The organism is Methanoculleus sp. UBA303 (assembly GCA_002501655.1).
In the GTDB taxonomy this organism is placed as follows: Archaea; Halobacteriota; Methanomicrobia; order Methanomicrobiales; family Methanoculleaceae; genus Methanoculleus.
The window spans coordinates 13,358-30,149 of the sequence record DANY01000022.1 but is presented as its reverse complement, the minus strand read 5'-3'; the positions used below and the strand labels follow the sequence as shown (position 1 = coordinate 30,149).

Genomic DNA, 16,792 nt, shown 5'->3' with positions numbered 1-16,792 from the left:
CATCGGGCAGAGATTCCGGGGTATCGCCGGAAGCGAGGATCATAAAAGTATTTGCGAGACCAACAACAACATGAGTACAATGCTCAGGATAAACCGAGACAAGTGTGGATACTGCGGCACCTGCGTCGCAGTCTGCCCAGAGGATGCGCTCGAGCTGATCGACGCCTATCTCAGCCTTGAGCGGGAGTGCATCGCCTGTGGCATCTGCGCACGGGCATGCCCGCTCGGAGCACTGGAGGTCGTCCATGAAGAGTAACTACGACATGCTCGTCATCGGGGGCGGACCTGCTGGCGCTCTTGCGGCAAAAACAGCAGCCGAGGCGGGGAACTCGGTCTGTATCATCGAGAAGCGCCCCGCCATCGGCACACCGGTCCGGTGCGCGGAGGGGGTCGGCAAAGAACTCTTAAAACAGTTCATCAAGCCCGATCCCCGCTGGATATCCGCGGAGATCGAGCGTGCCCGGCTCATCGCCCCGAACGGCACCACCGTCAGTCTCGAACAGGATAGGGCGGGAAACGAGGTCGGCTATGTCCTTGACCGGAAAATCTTTGACCGGGAACTCGTCTGGCAGGCCGCCGAGGCCGGAGCGGACGTGATCGTCAAGACCCGGGCGACCGCGCCGATCATGGAGAACGGAGCGGTCCGGGGCGCGAAGGTGCTCTCGGTCGGGACGCCGGCCGAGATCCGGGCCGACGTGGTCCTCGCCGCCGACGGCACGGAAGCGCAATTCGCCCGCTGGGCCGGGCTCGACACCACCGTACCCCTCCGGGAGATGATGAGCTGCGCCCAGTACCTGCTCACCGACATCGATATCGACGCAGGCTCCACGGACTTCTACCTCGGTAACGACATCGCACCAGAAGGCTACCTCTGGGTCTTCCCGAAGGGCGAACGGACGGCGAACGTCGGGATCGGCATCTCCGGCCGGAAGAGCCGGGACGGTGCTCGGGCGAAGGACTACCTGGACCGGTTCGTCGCGAAGAACTTCCCGAACGGCAAGACGATCGAGGCGATCGCAGGCGGCGTCCCGGTCTGTCGGCCGCTCCCGTGCACGGTCGCCGACGGCCTCATGGTCATCGGGGACGCGGCGAGGGTCGTCGACCCCCTCACCGGCGGCGGGATAGGAAACGCCATGTTCACCGGCCGGCTCGCCGCGCGGGTGGCCTCCGGGTGCATATCGGCAGGCAACTGCTCGAAGAAGGCGCTGATGCCCTACGATACAGAGTGGCGGGCATCCCGGATGGGCGCGTTCCTCGAGCGGAACTACAAGGTCAAGGAGTATTTCATCACCCTTGACGATGCGAAACTCAACACCCTCGCAGACTCGATCGCTAACATCAGCCTCAAGGAGTTCTCGGTCTCGGCACTCATCAGGGAACTGATCAAGCGGAACCCAAAGATGCTCTTCGAGCTTAAAGCGCTCAAAGACGCTCTAGCCTGACCGTTTCAACTGTCTGCTGAGAGTCTTTATCGTCTCCCCTTCCGCTTCCTTTTTTGTAAAGACCGTGATGATGTCCCCGGGTCGGATACGGACGGTGCCGCTCGGTATGATGAGATCTCCCCCAGCACGCCGGATGGCGATGAAGACGAAGTCCCGGACCTCAAGGTCCCGGATCTCGTGGTCGACGATGGGCGCGCCTTCTTCAGCGATGATCTCGAAGATGGTGCCGCCGGGTATCGAGGCGACCTGCTGGAGGTTTGGGCTCTTCGCCCAGTAATAGAGCCGGGTCGCCACCAGTTCGTCGGGGTTCTCGCTGATCTTCACTCCGACTTCATTGAAGAGGTCTGAGTGCTCCTTCTGATTGACGATCGAGACGACGTTCCTCACGTTGTAGCGTTTCGCGAGCCAGCAGGTCATCAGGTTTACGGCGTCGTCGCTCGTGGTAGCGACCAGGGCGTCGGCCCGATCGATCCCGGCGTCCTGCAGCACCGATTTATCGGTCGCGTTCCCGGATATGGCGAGAACGTCGTAGTGCTCCAGGATGTCGCTCGCACGCGCCTCGTCCTGGTCGATCACCACCACGGAATCACCGGCGTTCACGGCTATCGCAGTCAGGTTCCGGCCGATTCCGCCCAGGCCAACGATGATGGTGTACATTCCATCTGGATTCAACCGTCGCCATTGAAATACCTTGCGAATAAACCAGAAAGGTGTGATCTGCGGGGTGGATGAAGCGGGGAAGGGTTCGGTCCTCGGTCCGATGGTGGTTGCCGCTGTCGGGTGCCGGGCGACTGAGGACCTTGCGGCCCTCCCCATCCGGGACTCGAAGGTCCTCCGGCCGAAGCAGCGCGAGGCGCTCTATGAGATCCTCTTTCGCGACTTCTCGATCGCTATCGTCACCATCGACGCCGCCGGGATCGATGATGCACGGAGCAGGATGAGTATGAACGAGTGCGTGGCCGAACTCCACGCTGAGGCGCTCACGGGGCTCCGACCGGAGTATGCCTACGTGGACGCCTGCGACGTGAACGCCGAGCGCTATGGCCGGACGGTCGCGGCTCACCTCGACTTCCCCTGCGCAATCGTCGCTGAGCACCGGGCGGACGCCCGGCACAAGATCGTCGGCGCGGCGAGCGTCATCGCGAAAGTCACCCGGGACAGGGCTATCCGGGAGATCGGGGAACAGTATGGGAAGGTCGGGAGCGGCTACCCCTCCGATCCGGTGACGATCGAGTTTCTCCGGGGCTACATCCGGGAGTATGGGAACCCGCCGCCCTGCGCCCGCCGGAGCTGGAAGACGGTCGCGAACCTCTACCAGACGACGATGCGGGATTTTTCATAACCCGGAAGAATTTATGCTTCCCGCGCGCTAACCGTGAGTGATGACCTGGCTCCAGATACTCCTCCTTCTCGTCGCGGCCTATGCCTTGATAGCCTTCTACATCCGCGACCGGGGGCTGTTTCGCGATCACATCATGTTCTTCGGCCCCATCATGGCGATCAAGACCGAACGGGTCGGTTTCTTCGACTGGTTCCAGAAGTTCCGGACCCTGCTCCGGACCTACGCGACGCTCGGGGTCATCATGGTCGTGGTGGTCTCGGCCTTCATGACGCTTGCCCTGCTCCTCGCGGTCCCCCAGCTCCTGGTGCATACCCCTGAACCGACCGGGATCTACGACCCGAGAAACCTCCTCGCCATACCGGGGGTCAACCAGGCGATACCGATCACCGCGTCCGTCATCATCGGCCTCCTGCTCACCATCGTCGTCCACGAGTTCGGCCACGCGATCCTCGCCCGGGTCGAGGATATGCGGGTGCGGAGCATGGGCCTCCTCATCGCCGTCATCCCGATAGGGGCGTTCGTCGAGCCCGACGAGGAAGACGTGGAAGCGGCGAAGGGGATGCCCAAGATACGGATGTTCGGCGCCGGGATCACGAACAACATCGTCATCGGCCTCGCCTGCTTCGTCGTGATGTTCCTTCTCGTGGGGATGGCGACGCCCCTTGCGGTACCGCTCGTCCAGGGGGTCTACCAGGATTTCCCGGCGGCTGACGCGGGGCTTCAGGGCTATTCGGTCATCACGGGAATCAACGGTGTCCCGGTGGCGAGCCAGGAAGATGTATCGGCGGCCATGGACGGGACGCGGCCGGGGGAGACGGTCACGCTGACGGCCGAGAAGGACGGGATCGAGCAGACATATACGCTCACCCTGGCCGAATGGCCGGAGGCGCTCAGCAGTGACCGGGACTCCGGCTTCATGGGGGTCTACTACTACAACGCACCTGCGGTGAAAGAGCATATCGAAAACGTCGCGGATCTCGGGCTGCTTGCCCCTCTCTACCTGACGATAGCGCCGATCGATGCCTTCATCCAGGGCAACACCCAGCAGCTCGCGATCCTGCTCGCAGACACCCCTGAACAGATAGCCTGGAAGGAGCCGTTCCCCTTCTTCTGGGGCACAATCCACCTCTTCTTCTGGACAGGGTGGTTCAACCTGCTGGTCGGTATGTTCAACGCTATACCGATCGTCCCGCTCGACGGCGGCTACATAATGAAGGAAGGGGTGGAGCGGTTCTTTGAGCGGCGGGGCTGGTCCCGGTACGCGCCGCGAGTCGTCGCCTCGATCAGCGGGTTTGTCACGGTGATGCTGATCCTCCTCATCACGATGCCGATGATCGTCGCGGCGGTGCGGTTTGTGCTGACGATGGGGTGAACTACCCTACCCATTTTCGTATGAAAATGACCCCCGATATTTTCATCCGGTATGCCTGTGGCCCCGCGGGCATCATGTGGTTTTTTCCCGGTCGGAGCGGCTTTCCAAACTCTCGCGCGTGCCTCTTCCACGTCAGGATCCGGACGGGCGACATCATCGCGATTGACCCACCGCTGACGATGGGTCAGGGCCGGGGTTACGCTATTTCGTAAACCGTTCAACCTCCATGAGGAAATATTTTTCTTCAATCTCGACGCTGATGCTGTTTCTGCCCCACCGCGCAGCAGCGAGGGCGGTCGTTCCCGTGCCGCCGAAGGGGTCGAGGACGGTGTCGCCCACGAAGGAGAACATCCGCACAAGTCTCTCGGCCAGATCCAGGGGATAAGGTGCAGGGTGCTCTTTTGTCGATGCTCCCTTAAGGTCCCAGACCTGGCGGAACCACGCCTTCTGGTTCTCCTCCGATATGACCGAGAGCAACCGTGCTTCAAGCGTGGGTTTCCGGTAACCGCCGGATTTTCTCTGGAAGAGGATGTACTCGATATCGTTCTTGACGATCCCGTTGGGTTCGTAAGGTTTGCCCAGGAACGACCCCGGCGAATCTGCCTCAAAGCAGGCGTTGGCGATCTTGTACCAGATGATCGGCGCCAGGTTATCAAATCCAATCTTCCGGCAGTGCTCCTGAATGCTGGCGTGGAGAGGCATGACAACATGACGCCCGGCCTCACGCCGGGGCAGGCAGACATCACCGACAACGACGACCAGGCGGCCCCCGGGGACAAGAACCCTGTAGATGTGCCTCCAGACCCTGTCGAGTTCTTCCAGGAAGATCTCGTAGTCCTCAATCTGCCCGAGCTGTTCGTCCTTCTCGGGGTATTTTTTCAGGGTCCAGTAGGGAGGCGACGTCACGACCAGGTGGACGCTCTCATCAGGGAGAAACGCGAGATTGCGGCTATCTCCGTTTATGAAACGGTGATGTGTCGGAAGATTGCCGGATATCGCTTCAATCTCTTTCATCAGCGAGAGGTTCTTTGCTATCTTCGGGATGGCACGCTGTCCCTCGCTCTCCGCTACCTCAAGGATCTCGGCCGGCACGTACTCCTCCAGCGGCCGATCCTGGCCGGTTTTATTGATGAAAAACGATCTCTCAGCAACGATGGGGAGCGTTCCCGGCGGGTGAAATGGTCTGGAGCTCATGCCACTGCTTCTATGATTGATATCCTGATAACATAACTGCACCGGAGATTCTCCCTCGCGGACTCACCGCGCGGTCGGGGAGACACCGTCACCCCCTTCAGGCAGGAGGGGGCAGGCGCGATCCGTGAGTTACCCCGCGCGAAGGCAAGAACTACATGGGGCGATCAAAACCCACTGATACGCTCCTTAGCGACCGATACCGACCCACACAGGGGTCCGGTGAAAAGAGGTGAGGGCCGGGCCGATACCGATCTACGGCTTACAGCTCCTCTTCTTTCCCGATCTTCAGGTCCCGTGCCTTTTTCTGTATCTCCACGTCGATATCGGTCTCGATGCTCTTTGCAGCCTCTTCCGCGGCCCTGAGCGCCTCCGGACCCGGGATCTCCCCGAGGATATCCTCCGGCGGCAGTTCCGTGCCTTCGGGAACATCCGGGGCCTCGACCGGAGCGCCGAGGTACTCGGCGGCCTGCTTGACGATGCTCGAGAGCTCGAACGGGAATATGATCTTTGTCGCCTGGCCTTCGGCCATCTTCTTCAGGGCGTCGAGCGAGAGGACCGTGATCGCCCGGCGGTCCAGCGGCCGGGCGCCGACCGAGAGGATGCGCAGCCCCTGCGCCTCGCCCTGAGCCTGCAGGATCCTTGATAACCGTTCGCCCTCGGCCCGCAGGATCTTGCTCTGCCGTTCTCCTTCAGCCTCGAGGATGATGCTCTGCCGGTTCCCCTCCGCCTTGAGGATCGCCGCCCGCTTCTCGCCGTCCGCCCGGAGGATCGCGGCACGCCGCTCCCGCTCGGCCGCGGTCTGCTCGGTCATCGCCTGCTTGACCGCACTGGCCGGGTCGACCTCCTTGATCTCCACCCGCTCGACCTTCACGCCCCAGGCGTCGGTCTCCCGGTCCAGGATATCACGGAGACGCGCGTTGATGACGTCCCGATTGTAGAGGACCTCGTCGAGCTCCATGTCGCCGATGATCCCGCGCAGGCTTGTCTGGGCGAGCGCCACCGTCGCCGCCCGGTAATTCATCACCTCAAAGAAGGCTTTCTCGGGGTCGATCACCCGGACGTAGACGATCGCATCCACGTTCGTCGGGGAGTTGTCCTTCGTGATAACCTCCTGCCGCGGGACGTCCATCACCTCTGTCCGGAGGTCGAGTTTCTTGACCACCGTGATCAGCGGGACCACCCACCGGAACCCGGGGTTCATCCTCCCGATGTACTGCCCCAGACGTATCTGGAGCCCCTGCTCGTACGGCTGCACGATCACCACGCCGCGGGCGAAGATGATGACGATAACAATGATAAGAAATACAGTAATTAACCCGGTCCACGGGATCGACCCTATCGGAAGCACTTCACACAACCTCCTTCACAACAATATGCACTCCCTCGGAGTGGACGACAACAACCCTTCTTCCGGCCGGTATACTCCCGGACTCGGAACGGGCGCTCCATTCCATGCTGCCAAGCCTCACCTTCCCCGCGAGCGTCGCCGCATCGACCGGCGTGACCACCGTCCCCTCGAGACCGACGAGCGAATCCCGGGAGAGGGTCGTCGGCGGCCTCTTCTCGGGCGTGAGACGCCCGTAGAGCCAGACCGTGACCGAGGCCGCACCGATTGCCGCCAGAACCCCGACGATGAGACCCGTGGGAGAACTGAGGATATCGACGCCGAGGAGGAGGAGAACCCCGAGGATGATCAGGACCGTAGCGGGGACGGCGATGAAGAACCCGGGCTGGTAGACCTCAACCAGGAGCAGCACTGCCCCGAGCACGATCAGCACCCAGCCAAGAGCGATCCCCTCTGCGAGCATAGAGAGAAATGGGCCTGAAGAGTTAAAAAGAGTATGGAAAGAAGGCTCCTTCAGGAGCGATCCGCCAGGTTCAGGCGGGAAAAGACCGCCGGGGCGCCGAACGAGACCCAGGCACCGGCGGCGGCAGCCCGGAGATACTGGAGGACGCAGGCGGCGGAGACGGGGTCGGGTGGGATGAGGAACCCGATCCCGAACCAGATCACCCCCGTCACGGTGATCCCGAAGGCGTAGCGGAGCAGGCGGACGGACATCTTCCCGACAGCGCACATGCTTCCCCGGTGATGCTCTGCGGCAGCCCCGGCCGCGAACCCGAAGAAGAGCCCCGACGCTGTCACGGCGTCGCGGAGGTCGAGCGGGTGGATCGGCTGCCCCGACCGCTCGAGGGCTCCTGCCGCCCAGGACGCCGGGACCTGCCAGTCCCCGAGGGCAATGAGAGCGGATGTGGAGACCAGCGCCAGGGCGAGAGAACCCGCGAACGCGACGAGCACCTGACGGAAGACCGAGAGGGTGGCTACCCGGCGGCCCACCGGTCCTTCGAGGGCAAGGAACCCGAGGAGGATGACGGCGCCGAATGCCCAGCCCGCGATGACATCGATCGGGAAGTGGACCCCAAGAGCAACGCGCGATACGCCAACGAGGAAGATCAGAGCGACCGCAACGATCAAGACCCACCTGCGCCGGGCGTCGGCGGCGATCAGCCCCCAGAACGTCACCGCTCCCTGGGCATGCGCCGATGGCAGCCCGAACGACGGGTAACTCCCGAGCGCCCGGACCTCCGGGCTGACCCAGTAGGGGCGGGGGAGGTGGAACGCGACTTTGAGAGCCTCGTTGATCCCGCCCGATATCCCCATGAGGAGACCGAGGCGGAGACCAAGGCGCGGGTTCCAGCACCAGTAGAGGGCCGGAATGACGAGCAGGTAGAACTCCGGCTGTCCGAGGAACGAGAAGAACTGCGCCGGGGCCTCAAGCCACGCCGTCTGTTCCTGGAGCGCCCGGATAAGCGCGATCTGGATATCAGTCATACGAGCCAGGTTAGGTCAAGGTTCGCGAGCAGTTGGGGCATCGCCGCCGCGGTCCCGTTGATGATGAACTGGATGGCGATCGCGAGGACGATGATTGCCATCAGCTTCGGGACGACCCGCAGCCCGCCTTCCCCGATGAGGGAGAAGATCCTGGGTCCATAGAGCATTCCGACATAGGAGACGGCGAGAGCTACGATGATCCCGAGAAAGACAGCGACCACGCTCCAGATACCCTCCGGACCCGAGGCGAGCAGAATCACCGTCGTGATCGTCCCCGGGCCGCACGAGAGCGGGAAGGCCAGCGGGACGACGGCGATGTTCTCCAGATCCGCGGTTGAGTACGCCTCGCCCCTTGTGCTGAGCATCCCGGTCGCCACGCTGATTAAGAGGATACCGCCTGCGATCTGGAATGCCGGAACGGTTATATTGAAGATCGAGAAGATCAACTGCCCGGTGAGGGCGAAGAAGGCGAGCACAATGAAGGCTATCTTCATAGAGGTATAGATGACCTTCTTGCGTTCGCTCCCGCTCATCCCCTCAGTGAGCGCCGTGTAGACGGCGATCGTGGAGGCGGGATTCATCACCGCGATGATCGACGCGACCGCGATCAGGCTGAACCCCAAAAACCCGATGAGTTCAGTTACCAGGTCCATCCTGGATCACCACACAGCAAAATCATGGGCACATATGCGTCCCGGCCCCATAGGTACCTTACGGTTTCCCCGTCGCCGCCGCTTCGGAAACGTGAACAGCGGGAAACGCATCGAGGAGTTCCCGCGCCAGTTCGGCACCGAGCGACGGCCGGACGGACTCGAGCCAGAGGAAGAACCCGGCCATGTGAGGCGTCCGCCGGCTCTCGAACTTGAACCCGCCCGTCCGGCTGGGCACCATCTTGAGATACTCTTTCTTATTCCTTGCCCGGAGGTAGATGATCGGCCGGTACTCCGGTATGTTCACGGCCAGTATGACCTTCGAGAACTGCTTCTGGATCGCGTCCGGGTCATAGGTCTTCCCTTTGATACGGATGGGGTACCGGGCGTCAAGCATCCGGACGGCGGAAGGGTAGAGCCCGCCGAAGAGAACCTTCTTCACGATCGGCGGGATCTCATCCGGGGTGCCGAGTTCCCCGACGCCACGGCCGGTCGTGACGGCGGCGACGATGCTCTGTAGCCGCTCGTCGTGCAGTTTTTTGTAGTCGAACGGCCGCCGGGGGGCGATATCCCGGATCGATATCAGTTTCACGTGCCGGATCTGGCGGGGTGGGCTCCGCTTCAGGTCCCGGGGGCGGATCAGGGCCTTTAAGTCCTCGCAGGTGGGGGTGGTGAGGAGGACGTTGTCGGGCTCCCTGAGGAGGCGGCGGACGACGGCCGTCCGGGAGATGTCGACTGAGGAGATGAGGAGAAACGGCACGGTCGGCTGCCCGTAGAGGTAACCAAGGAGCTGTTTCTTGTAGCGGATCTCTGCTTCAAACTCTTTTAAGTCGGCAGGAGAGGTGATGATCTCGCCAAACGTCAGCGCTCCGGTATGGTCGACGAGCATCATGTCGACCTCGGCGAGGTCCTGGCCGTTTCCCCGGACCTTGATATCCCCGATGTTCGAGTAGAAGAGCCCGTTCTGGCCGAGTTGCGCACGCTGGACCCTCCCGGGACCGTCGGCCCCCCGGGCCACGACGGAGAGGATGAGGTCGGTCTCAAGCGAGAGATCGAGGATCATCTCGTAGACGATCGCCTCAAACCACCGCCCTTCGGCGGTCCGCATCTCAGGGATATCCTCGGAGAAGAGTTTTTTTCGATCCGCGGGGCGCAAGTGGCGCAGCGCTCTCATGATGATCGCCCGCGTCGGCTGAAGCGAGCTGAAGTTTTTGTCGAGCCACGTAATCATCTGTAACATTCGTTTCACGCAACTTGGGTATTGCTATCGTATTGAGGCCGGATGGGGGCCGGAGCACTTCCTGGCAGGGAAGTCTATCATCCTACAAGTGCTCATAGAGTTTCCGGTCTCCTGAACTATGAAATTACGCAAAGACTTCCGCGGGGAGAGACCGGGAACATCCGGCAGTCGTGCCCACTGCCGGGCTCTTTCAGCCGATTCAGGGGAATCGACCGCGTTTTGCGAGAGCCCCGGCACCGGCCGGCGGGTGGGCCCCGCCCGGGCCGGATCGGGGAACCGCATCCCCGCGGGTGGACCGCGCGGTGGTCCAGCCCCTTCACTCGTGGCGGAGCGCCTCGATGGGGTTTAAGTTTGCTGCCTTCCATGCCGGATAGATGCCGCTTACGATGCTCGTCACAGCACCGAAGATCATGCCGTAGATGATGTAGACGAGGCTGGAGGGGGCGAAGAGGAAGTCCGGCCGCCCGAGGACGACGGCATCCACCACATAACCGGTCCCGATGCTCAGAATACCGCCGACGGCGCTCCCGGCCAGCCCGAGGATCAGGGCTTCGTAGAGGAACATTCGGAGCACATCTCCCTTTCGCGCCCCGATGCTCCGCATCACCCCGATCTCCCGCGTACGCTCGGAGACCGACATCATCATAACGTTCAGGATCGAGACCCCGGCGACCACCAGTGATATGCCGCCGATAGCGAGCGTAAAGACCGATATCTGCTCAAACGCAGTAAAGAGACTCTCAAGGACCATCCGGGTATCCATGACGTCCACGACGGTCTCCCTGCGATTCAGGGTCCCCTCAATGGCACTCTTCACCGCGTCGATATCGCCGACGTCCCGCACCCTGATTATCACAAAGTCGTAGCCCTCGGCGCCGTAGGCGGCGGTGTACCAGGCGCGGGGAACGATCAGCGCAAAGTCGGGGTTGATGTCGAACCCGATGCCTCGCTCTTCTGCGATCCCCACCACCCGGAGGGTCTTCTCCTCGCCTTCGGCACCGACCTGGATACGGCTCCCCACGCTGATGTCGAACTCGCTGGCGAGGCGGCTCCCGGCGATGGCGCCCGAGGAGGCGCGTGGGTAGCGTCCCAGAGCGAGGTTGAGAAGCACCGGCATGTCCCCGGTCTCCACGGCGTAGATGACGGCAGCGCCCACCGTATCCCCCACAGCAATCCGGTCTCCGCTCTGGATGACGGGGATCACCCTGTTGGCACCGGCAGCACGCTCGATCTCGGTGACCTGCCGCTCGGAGATGGTGGCACCGGCCGGTCCCCCGCCCGGGGGCCCTCCTGCGCCGGCCGCTCCTGCATGAGGCGTCACCACAATCGTGTCGCCGACGTCGGATATCGTCCCGGATATCGAGAGGATCAGGCCGTTTCCGAGGATCCCGAGGGAAGCGATGGCAATGACCCCGATGACGATCCCGATCACCGCAAGGAGCGACCGAAACCAGTGGAGCCGGACGTTGCGCCGGGCGAAGTCGAAGAAGATCACCGCTTTCGGATGAAGCGGATCGCTGATAAAGATTTCTCCGGGACCGGTGAACCGACCACAAAAGAGGGGGTGTTGAGATCCTGGAGACTCCCATCAGACGGCTTTGATCGCCTCTTCTATCGACATCGCCGGCGCAACGTGGGCAACCCCATAGGAGCTGAACGGCGCGGTGATCTTCAGGATGGAGCGCTCATCCGGGGCTTCAAAGATAGCAACCGACATGTGCCTCCCTATGAGGAGGTAGCGGTGGTGGACCTTCACATCGGAGGGGAACTGGAAGTACTTCCAGAGTTCCAGGACCTGGTGTGTGTGCTCCGGTTCAAACTTATACCACAGGACAAAAAGCATCGTCTTCACCGGATTCCCCATATCACCTCTAGTATAAAAAGCCTGCAACCGGGGATCCAGGGGGTGACCCCGGACCTTCAGGAAACTCCCTAAAGTCCTTTACTCGTAGCGGAGCGCTTCGATCGGGTTCAGGCCCGCCGCCTTCCACGCCGGGTAGAGCCCGGCGACGAGGCTTGCGAGAACCCCGAACGCCATCCCGAAAGCGATGTAACCGGCGACCGCCGGGCCCATGGCCGCCGCTCCCTCCGGGACGAAGAACCCTCCGAGGAGCCCCGAAGCGACGGCGCTCGCGTAGTAGCCCACGAGAGCGCTCGAGATCCCACCGATGATGCTCCCCGCAACTCCGAGGATCAGGGCCTCGGCGAGGAACATGATGAGCACCTCACGCCTCTCCGCCCCGATACTCCGCATCAGCCCGATCTCGCGTGTCCGTTCAGTGACCGAGATGACCATGACGTTGAGGATCGAGACACTCGCGACAAAGAGCGATACCGCACCGATGCCGAGCAGGAAGAGGGAGATGGCGTCCATCGTCTCGTAGTAGAGTTGGAGCACCTCACGCGAGTCCAGGACGTCCACCTTCTCCTTTCGGCGGTTGACCTGACTCTCGATGGCGGCCTTCACCTCCCCGATATCGGCGGGGTCCGCGACCTTCACCACCACCATGCCCGGGTCCTCGTTCGGATAGCGGGCATCGGTGACGATGACGGCGTAATCGGGGTTGATGTCAATCCCCATGCCCCGCCCGGCGGCGATCCCGGTGACCCGGACGCTCTCGTTGCCAAACCCGATCCGGCTCCCCACGACGAGATCGAGGTCGTCGGCGAGAAGCGAGCCCACCATAACCCCGGGCGACGCGGGGGCCGGGTAGCGACCCGCCTCCGCATCAAGCAGAAGCGGTATATCGTCGGGGTGGAGCGCGTAGACCGTTACGTAACCGGCAGTATCCCCCGCGGTGAGCCGTTCAGCCGTCCGGATCATCGGGATTACGCGATTCTGCCCGGCCGCCTTCTCGATGAGCGCCACGTCGCGGTCAGATATCCGTGAAGCGAGGATGTTTCTGGGGTCGAAGGGGGCGCCGCTGGATACCGCCACGTGGGGGGTGACGAGGATGGTGTCGCTCACGTCCGAGACCAGGCCACCGACGAGCGCCGAGAGGCTGGCGCCGAGGATCCCGAGCGATGCGATGGCCGCGACGCCGACGACGATCCCGATGACCGAGAGGAGCGACCGGAACCAGTGGCGCCGGAGGTTCCGGACCGCGAAGGGGAGGAAGATCATACCAGCCTCCCGTCCACGATCTGGATCCGGCGGCGGGCGTAGCCGGCGATCCGGGAGTCGTGGGTGACCATGACGATTGTCTTTCCCCGGCGATTCTCGGCCGCGAGGAGATCCATGATCGCGGTCCCGGTCTTTGTGTCCAGGTTCCCGGTCGGCTCGTCGCAGAGGAGGAGGTCGGGGTCGTTTGCGAGCGCCCGGGCGATCGCTACCCGCTGCTGCTCGCCCCCGGAGAGTTCGCCCGGCTTATGGGAGAAGAGGGCGTCGTCGAGGTGCATCGCCGCGAGGACTTCGGTCGCCCGACGCCGGCTCTCCTCCCGGCCGGCGGTGAGGATGACAGGAAACTCGACGTTCTCGAGCGCCGAGAGGAGCGGGATGAGGTTGAACTGCTGGAAGATGAACCCGATGTGCTCACGCCGGAGCCGGGTGAGGTCATCGTCGCTCATACCGGAGATATCCTGCCCGGAGAGGTAGATCCTGCCGGTAGTCGGGACGTCGAGGCAGCCCATCAGGTTTAAGAGCGTCGACTTCCCGGAACCCGACGGCCCCATCACGGCGATGAACTCGCCCGGCTCGACGGTGAGGGAGACGTGGTCGAGCGCCACGACCGCCCCTGCCGGGAGGGGATAGACCTTGGTGACGTCGTCGAACCGTATGATGGGCTCGCCGTTCATCGCCGCCGTCTCCGGATAAACCAGAGGACCGCCAGGCCGACGGCGACTACCAGCACTACAGCGACTGCGGCCGGGACCAGAACCCCGGCGGCCGTTCCCCCTTCTGCCGTCCGGTTCTCAAGCGAGACAGGCACGGTCACCGTGGAGGGGTTCCCGTCGCTGTCGCGGTAATCGATGATGAGCGGGACCTCGGTGACATCGGCCCCGGCCCGGAACGTCACCTCGAACGGGGCAACGTCGTCGGGGTCGAGGGTGCCCACAACGTAGACCCGGTAGGGGTCGGTGGGGGCCGCGGGCGGGCCGACGGTGACGAGCACCGATCGTGCAGACTCGAGGCCAGCGTTCGCGATATCGCCTGTCGTCCGGTAGGCATCCCCCTCCGGGACTACCACAATGTTGCTTGCGACCGGGTCTGCCCGCCGCTTATCCTCGCCGAAGGCAACCGGCTGGGTGAGGTTTGCGGCATGGGTGTTCGGCCCGTTCCGCCAGGCCACCTGGAAGGTGACGTTCGTCTCGCTTGCCGGGGTCAGGTTGAAGTGGACGGTTGCGGAGCCGTCGGGTGCGAGGCTACCGATGAACGCGCCGGTCGGGGTGACCGAGAACCCTTCCCCGAACGGGGTCACCTGGACACCGGAGACAGCGTTCGGACGGGGGTTACCGACCCGGATAGTGATATTGGCCTCCCTCCCAGGAGAGAAGGTCTCCGGTTTCCCGGCCATCGCCGCACGGAGCGGGGTATCGTCGACCCGGACCGGGACCGGGTAGTTAAGGGTCCCGTTCTCCCGGAAGTCGAGGGAGAAACGGGGGTAATAGGTTCCATCGGAAGCGTCCGCCCGGACAGCGAAAGAGAACGTCCTCCCGGTCCCCGCACCGATATCCCCGACCGAGGGATAGGGGTCGCTCACCGGGACGACGCCGTCACCGTAGAGGCGGGCGCGGGCGACCGGGACAACCATGGGGCCGGTGTTCTGCACGACAACCGTGACGGTGCCGGTGTCGCCCTGCATCAAGACCGGAGGGTCGACCGCAACGGAGGTCACCGCCATATCCGCCGGCCCGGCGACGACTGGGGAGACAAGCAGGCATACCGCGATGAGCAGGACGGGGACGAGCCCGGTATAATCGGTTCCCACATCCCGTGAATGGAGAGAGCCCCTACTTCAACATTACTCCTGCGCGACCAGTGGCCAGGCATAAGACCTTTGATGCCAGAGAGCGACATACCTCCAGACAACCGCGGCCCCACCGGGGCACCTGCGGCGGGCGGGAACGCCACCCGCACGGGATCCGAGGAGAGAATGGGACTGAACAACATCTACATCATCGGCCACAGGCAGCCCGACACCGACAGCATCTGCAGTGTCATCGGCTACGCTGAACTCCGCAACCACACCGAGCCGGGGAAGTACATCCCCGCCCGGTGCGGGGAGGTGAGCGTGGAGACCCGGTTTGCACTTGAGACGTTCAACGCCGAAGCACCGGTCTACATAGCAAGCGTCGAGCCCAGCGTATCCGATATACCGCTCGATACCCGGAGCGCCCGGCAGGACGTCCCTACGGTCGACGTCGCCGCCCTGATGGATACTTACGACATGCGGAACATACCGATCACAGACGAGGAGGAGACCCTGGTCGGCCTCGTCAGCGAGTACGGCCTCGCCCGGGCCTACGTCCGGAAGAACCCCCGGGAACAGCTCTCGCTCATACCGATGCCGCTTGAGACCCTTGCCCGTATCCTCGATGCCCGGACAGTCGTGCCGGCGCACGAGACGCTCGGGGAAGGCCGGGTCTACACGGTCATCGACGCCCTGCATGTCACTCTCTCCCGGATGACGCCGGACGACATCGCCATCGTCGGGGACAACGAGCCGGCGCAGCTCGCCCTGATATCGGCGGGGGTCGCCGCGCTCATCATCGCCGAGGGGGCGCCGGTGGGCGAGCGGGTGATCGCCGCCGCACGGACACGGGGAGCCTCGGTGCTCGCGACGACACTCGACGCGTTCAGTGTGGGCAAGATGATCAGCCTCTCACTGCCGGCGAGCATGATCATGGAGACCGATGTCCCCACGGTGCGGCTCGAGGACTCGCTCGAGTATGCAAAAGGGGTCGTCTCGAACTCCAAGTTCAGGACGGCCTGCGTCATCGGGGAGGGGCGGCAGCACATCGGGCTCATATCCCGGACGACACTGATGCAGGACGTCCAGAAAGCGGTGATCCTCCTCGATCACAACGAGTACTCCCAGGCCGTGGACGGGATCGAGCAGGCGGATATCCTCGAGATCATCGACCACCACCGCCTCGGCGCGATATCCACCCTCAAACCAGTGAAGTTCCTCAACGACCCCCTGGGGTCGACATCGACGATCGTCACGAACAAGTTCATCGAGGCCTCCGTAGAGCCTTCGCCATCGACCGCCGGCCTCCTCCTTGCGGGAATCCTCTCGGACACGATGGTGATGAAACTCTCGACGACCACGCCCGTGGATATCCGGGCGGCGGACTACCTCGCGGAGATCACCGGGGTCGACCCGGCTGAGTTCGGGCCGGAGCTGATCCGGAAGGGCATGGATCTCGACGCCCTCCCAAAAGAGGAGCTCCTCACCCGGGACATGAAGCGTTACAACCTCTTCGGACGGAGCATCATGGTCTCGCAGGTGATGGCGTCGTCGTTTGAGTTCGCGGAGACCCATGCCGACGATATCCGCGCCGAACTCGAGCACCTGCGGACGACGATGGGGGTCGACTGCTTCTTTGCTCTCTTCACAAACGTCTTTGCGAACGCGAGCGACCTTTTCGCCGCCGGGGACGAGGCCTGCATCACCAAACTGGACCTGCGGGACCAACCCGTCCGGCTTGAGGGCGTCATGTCCCGGAAAAAAGATTTTATACCGAAGTTCGGGCAGATGTTCCGGCGGCTCTAGCCGGAC

17 protein-coding genes are annotated in these 16,792 nt (G+C 63.1%); 5 read left to right on the top strand and 12 right to left on the bottom strand.

What is annotated here, in order from left to right:
* The first annotated feature begins 22 nt into the window (after positions 1 to 22).
* A complete protein-coding gene (locus BP846_RS04590; protein WP_292392942.1) occupies positions 23 to 256 on the top strand; it encodes a 4Fe-4S binding protein in 234 nt (77 codons plus the stop codon).
* Complete coding sequence (locus tag BP846_RS04585; protein ID WP_292392896.1) at positions 246 to 1,442, top strand: NAD(P)/FAD-dependent oxidoreductase; 1,197 nt, start codon at positions 246 to 248, stop codon at positions 1,440 to 1,442. Before BP846_RS04590 ends, BP846_RS04585 begins: the two co-directional genes overlap by 11 nt.
* On the opposite strand, the gene BP846_RS04580 is transcribed toward BP846_RS04585, so the two are convergent.
* The gene (locus tag BP846_RS04580) at positions 1,434 to 2,099 is read right to left on the bottom strand and encodes a potassium channel family protein (protein ID WP_292392894.1); all 666 of its coding nucleotides are present in this window, start codon (positions 2,097 to 2,099) and stop codon (positions 1,434 to 1,436) included. The genes BP846_RS04585 and BP846_RS04580 overlap by 9 nt on opposite strands.
* A gap of 55 nt (positions 2,100 to 2,154) precedes the next feature.
* Here BP846_RS04580 and rnhB point away from each other — a divergent pair, with 55 nt between their 5' ends.
* Entirely contained in the window at positions 2,155 to 2,784 is a 630-nt protein-coding gene (rnhB, locus tag BP846_RS04575) for a ribonuclease HII (protein WP_292392892.1), read from the top strand.
* A gap of 40 nt (positions 2,785 to 2,824) precedes the next feature.
* A complete protein-coding gene (locus BP846_RS04570) occupies positions 2,825 to 4,156 on the top strand; it encodes a site-2 protease family protein (RefSeq protein ID WP_292392890.1) in 1,332 nt (443 codons plus the stop codon).
* Between the two features lie 201 nt (positions 4,157 to 4,357).
* Here BP846_RS04570 and BP846_RS04565 read toward each other — a convergent pair whose 3' ends face one another.
* From BP846_RS04565 to BP846_RS04515, 11 genes are all read right to left on the bottom strand, one after another.
* A complete protein-coding gene (locus BP846_RS04565) occupies positions 4,358 to 5,350 on the bottom strand; it encodes a DNA-methyltransferase (RefSeq protein ID WP_292392888.1) in 993 nt (330 codons plus the stop codon).
* A 259-nt stretch (positions 5,351 to 5,609) separates the two neighbouring features.
* Positions 5,610 to 6,689, bottom strand: coding sequence for an SPFH domain-containing protein (locus BP846_RS04560; RefSeq protein ID WP_394339956.1), 1,080 nt, complete (start codon positions 6,687 to 6,689; stop codon positions 5,610 to 5,612).
* Between the two features lie 10 nt (positions 6,690 to 6,699).
* Positions 6,700 to 7,158 (bottom strand): NfeD family protein, encoded by a 459-nt coding sequence (locus tag BP846_RS04555; protein ID WP_292392883.1) that lies wholly within the window; start codon positions 7,156 to 7,158, stop codon positions 6,700 to 6,702.
* 50 nt (positions 7,159 to 7,208) lie between these two features.
* Positions 7,209 to 8,180, bottom strand: coding sequence for a phosphatase PAP2 family protein (locus BP846_RS04550; RefSeq protein ID WP_292392881.1), 972 nt, complete (start codon positions 8,178 to 8,180; stop codon positions 7,209 to 7,211).
* Positions 8,177 to 8,833, bottom strand: a complete 657-nt coding sequence (locus BP846_RS04545) for a MarC family protein (RefSeq protein ID WP_292392879.1) — start codon at positions 8,831 to 8,833, stop codon at positions 8,177 to 8,179. The genes BP846_RS04550 and BP846_RS04545 overlap by 4 nt, the downstream gene beginning before the upstream one ends.
* A gap of 58 nt (positions 8,834 to 8,891) precedes the next feature.
* Entirely contained in the window at positions 8,892 to 10,070 is a 1,179-nt protein-coding gene (locus tag BP846_RS04540) for a hypothetical protein (protein WP_292392877.1), read from the bottom strand.
* Between the two features lie 316 nt (positions 10,071 to 10,386).
* Positions 10,387 to 11,565, bottom strand: coding sequence for an ABC transporter permease (locus BP846_RS04535; protein ID WP_292392875.1), 1,179 nt, complete (start codon positions 11,563 to 11,565; stop codon positions 10,387 to 10,389).
* A gap of 93 nt (positions 11,566 to 11,658) precedes the next feature.
* Positions 11,659 to 11,913: a DUF3303 domain-containing protein gene (locus BP846_RS04530; RefSeq protein ID WP_292392940.1), complete on the bottom strand. Its 255-nt coding sequence runs from the start codon at positions 11,911 to 11,913 to the stop codon at positions 11,659 to 11,661.
* A gap of 99 nt (positions 11,914 to 12,012) precedes the next feature.
* Positions 12,013 to 13,194, bottom strand: coding sequence for an ABC transporter permease (locus tag BP846_RS04525; RefSeq protein WP_292392873.1), 1,182 nt, complete (start codon positions 13,192 to 13,194; stop codon positions 12,013 to 12,015).
* Entirely contained in the window at positions 13,191 to 13,865 is a 675-nt protein-coding gene (locus tag BP846_RS04520) for an ABC transporter ATP-binding protein (protein WP_292392871.1), read from the bottom strand. Before BP846_RS04520 ends, BP846_RS04525 begins: the two co-directional genes overlap by 4 nt.
* A complete protein-coding gene (locus BP846_RS04515) occupies positions 13,862 to 14,998 on the bottom strand; it encodes a COG1361 S-layer family protein (RefSeq protein WP_292392869.1) in 1,137 nt (378 codons plus the stop codon). Before BP846_RS04515 ends, BP846_RS04520 begins: the two co-directional genes overlap by 4 nt.
* 165 nt (positions 14,999 to 15,163) lie before the next feature.
* On the opposite strand from BP846_RS04515, the gene BP846_RS04510 reads away from it, so the two are divergent.
* Complete coding sequence (locus tag BP846_RS04510) at positions 15,164 to 16,786, top strand: putative manganese-dependent inorganic diphosphatase (protein ID WP_292392867.1); 1,623 nt, start codon at positions 15,164 to 15,166, stop codon at positions 16,784 to 16,786.
* Positions 16,787 to 16,792 lie beyond the last annotated feature (6 nt).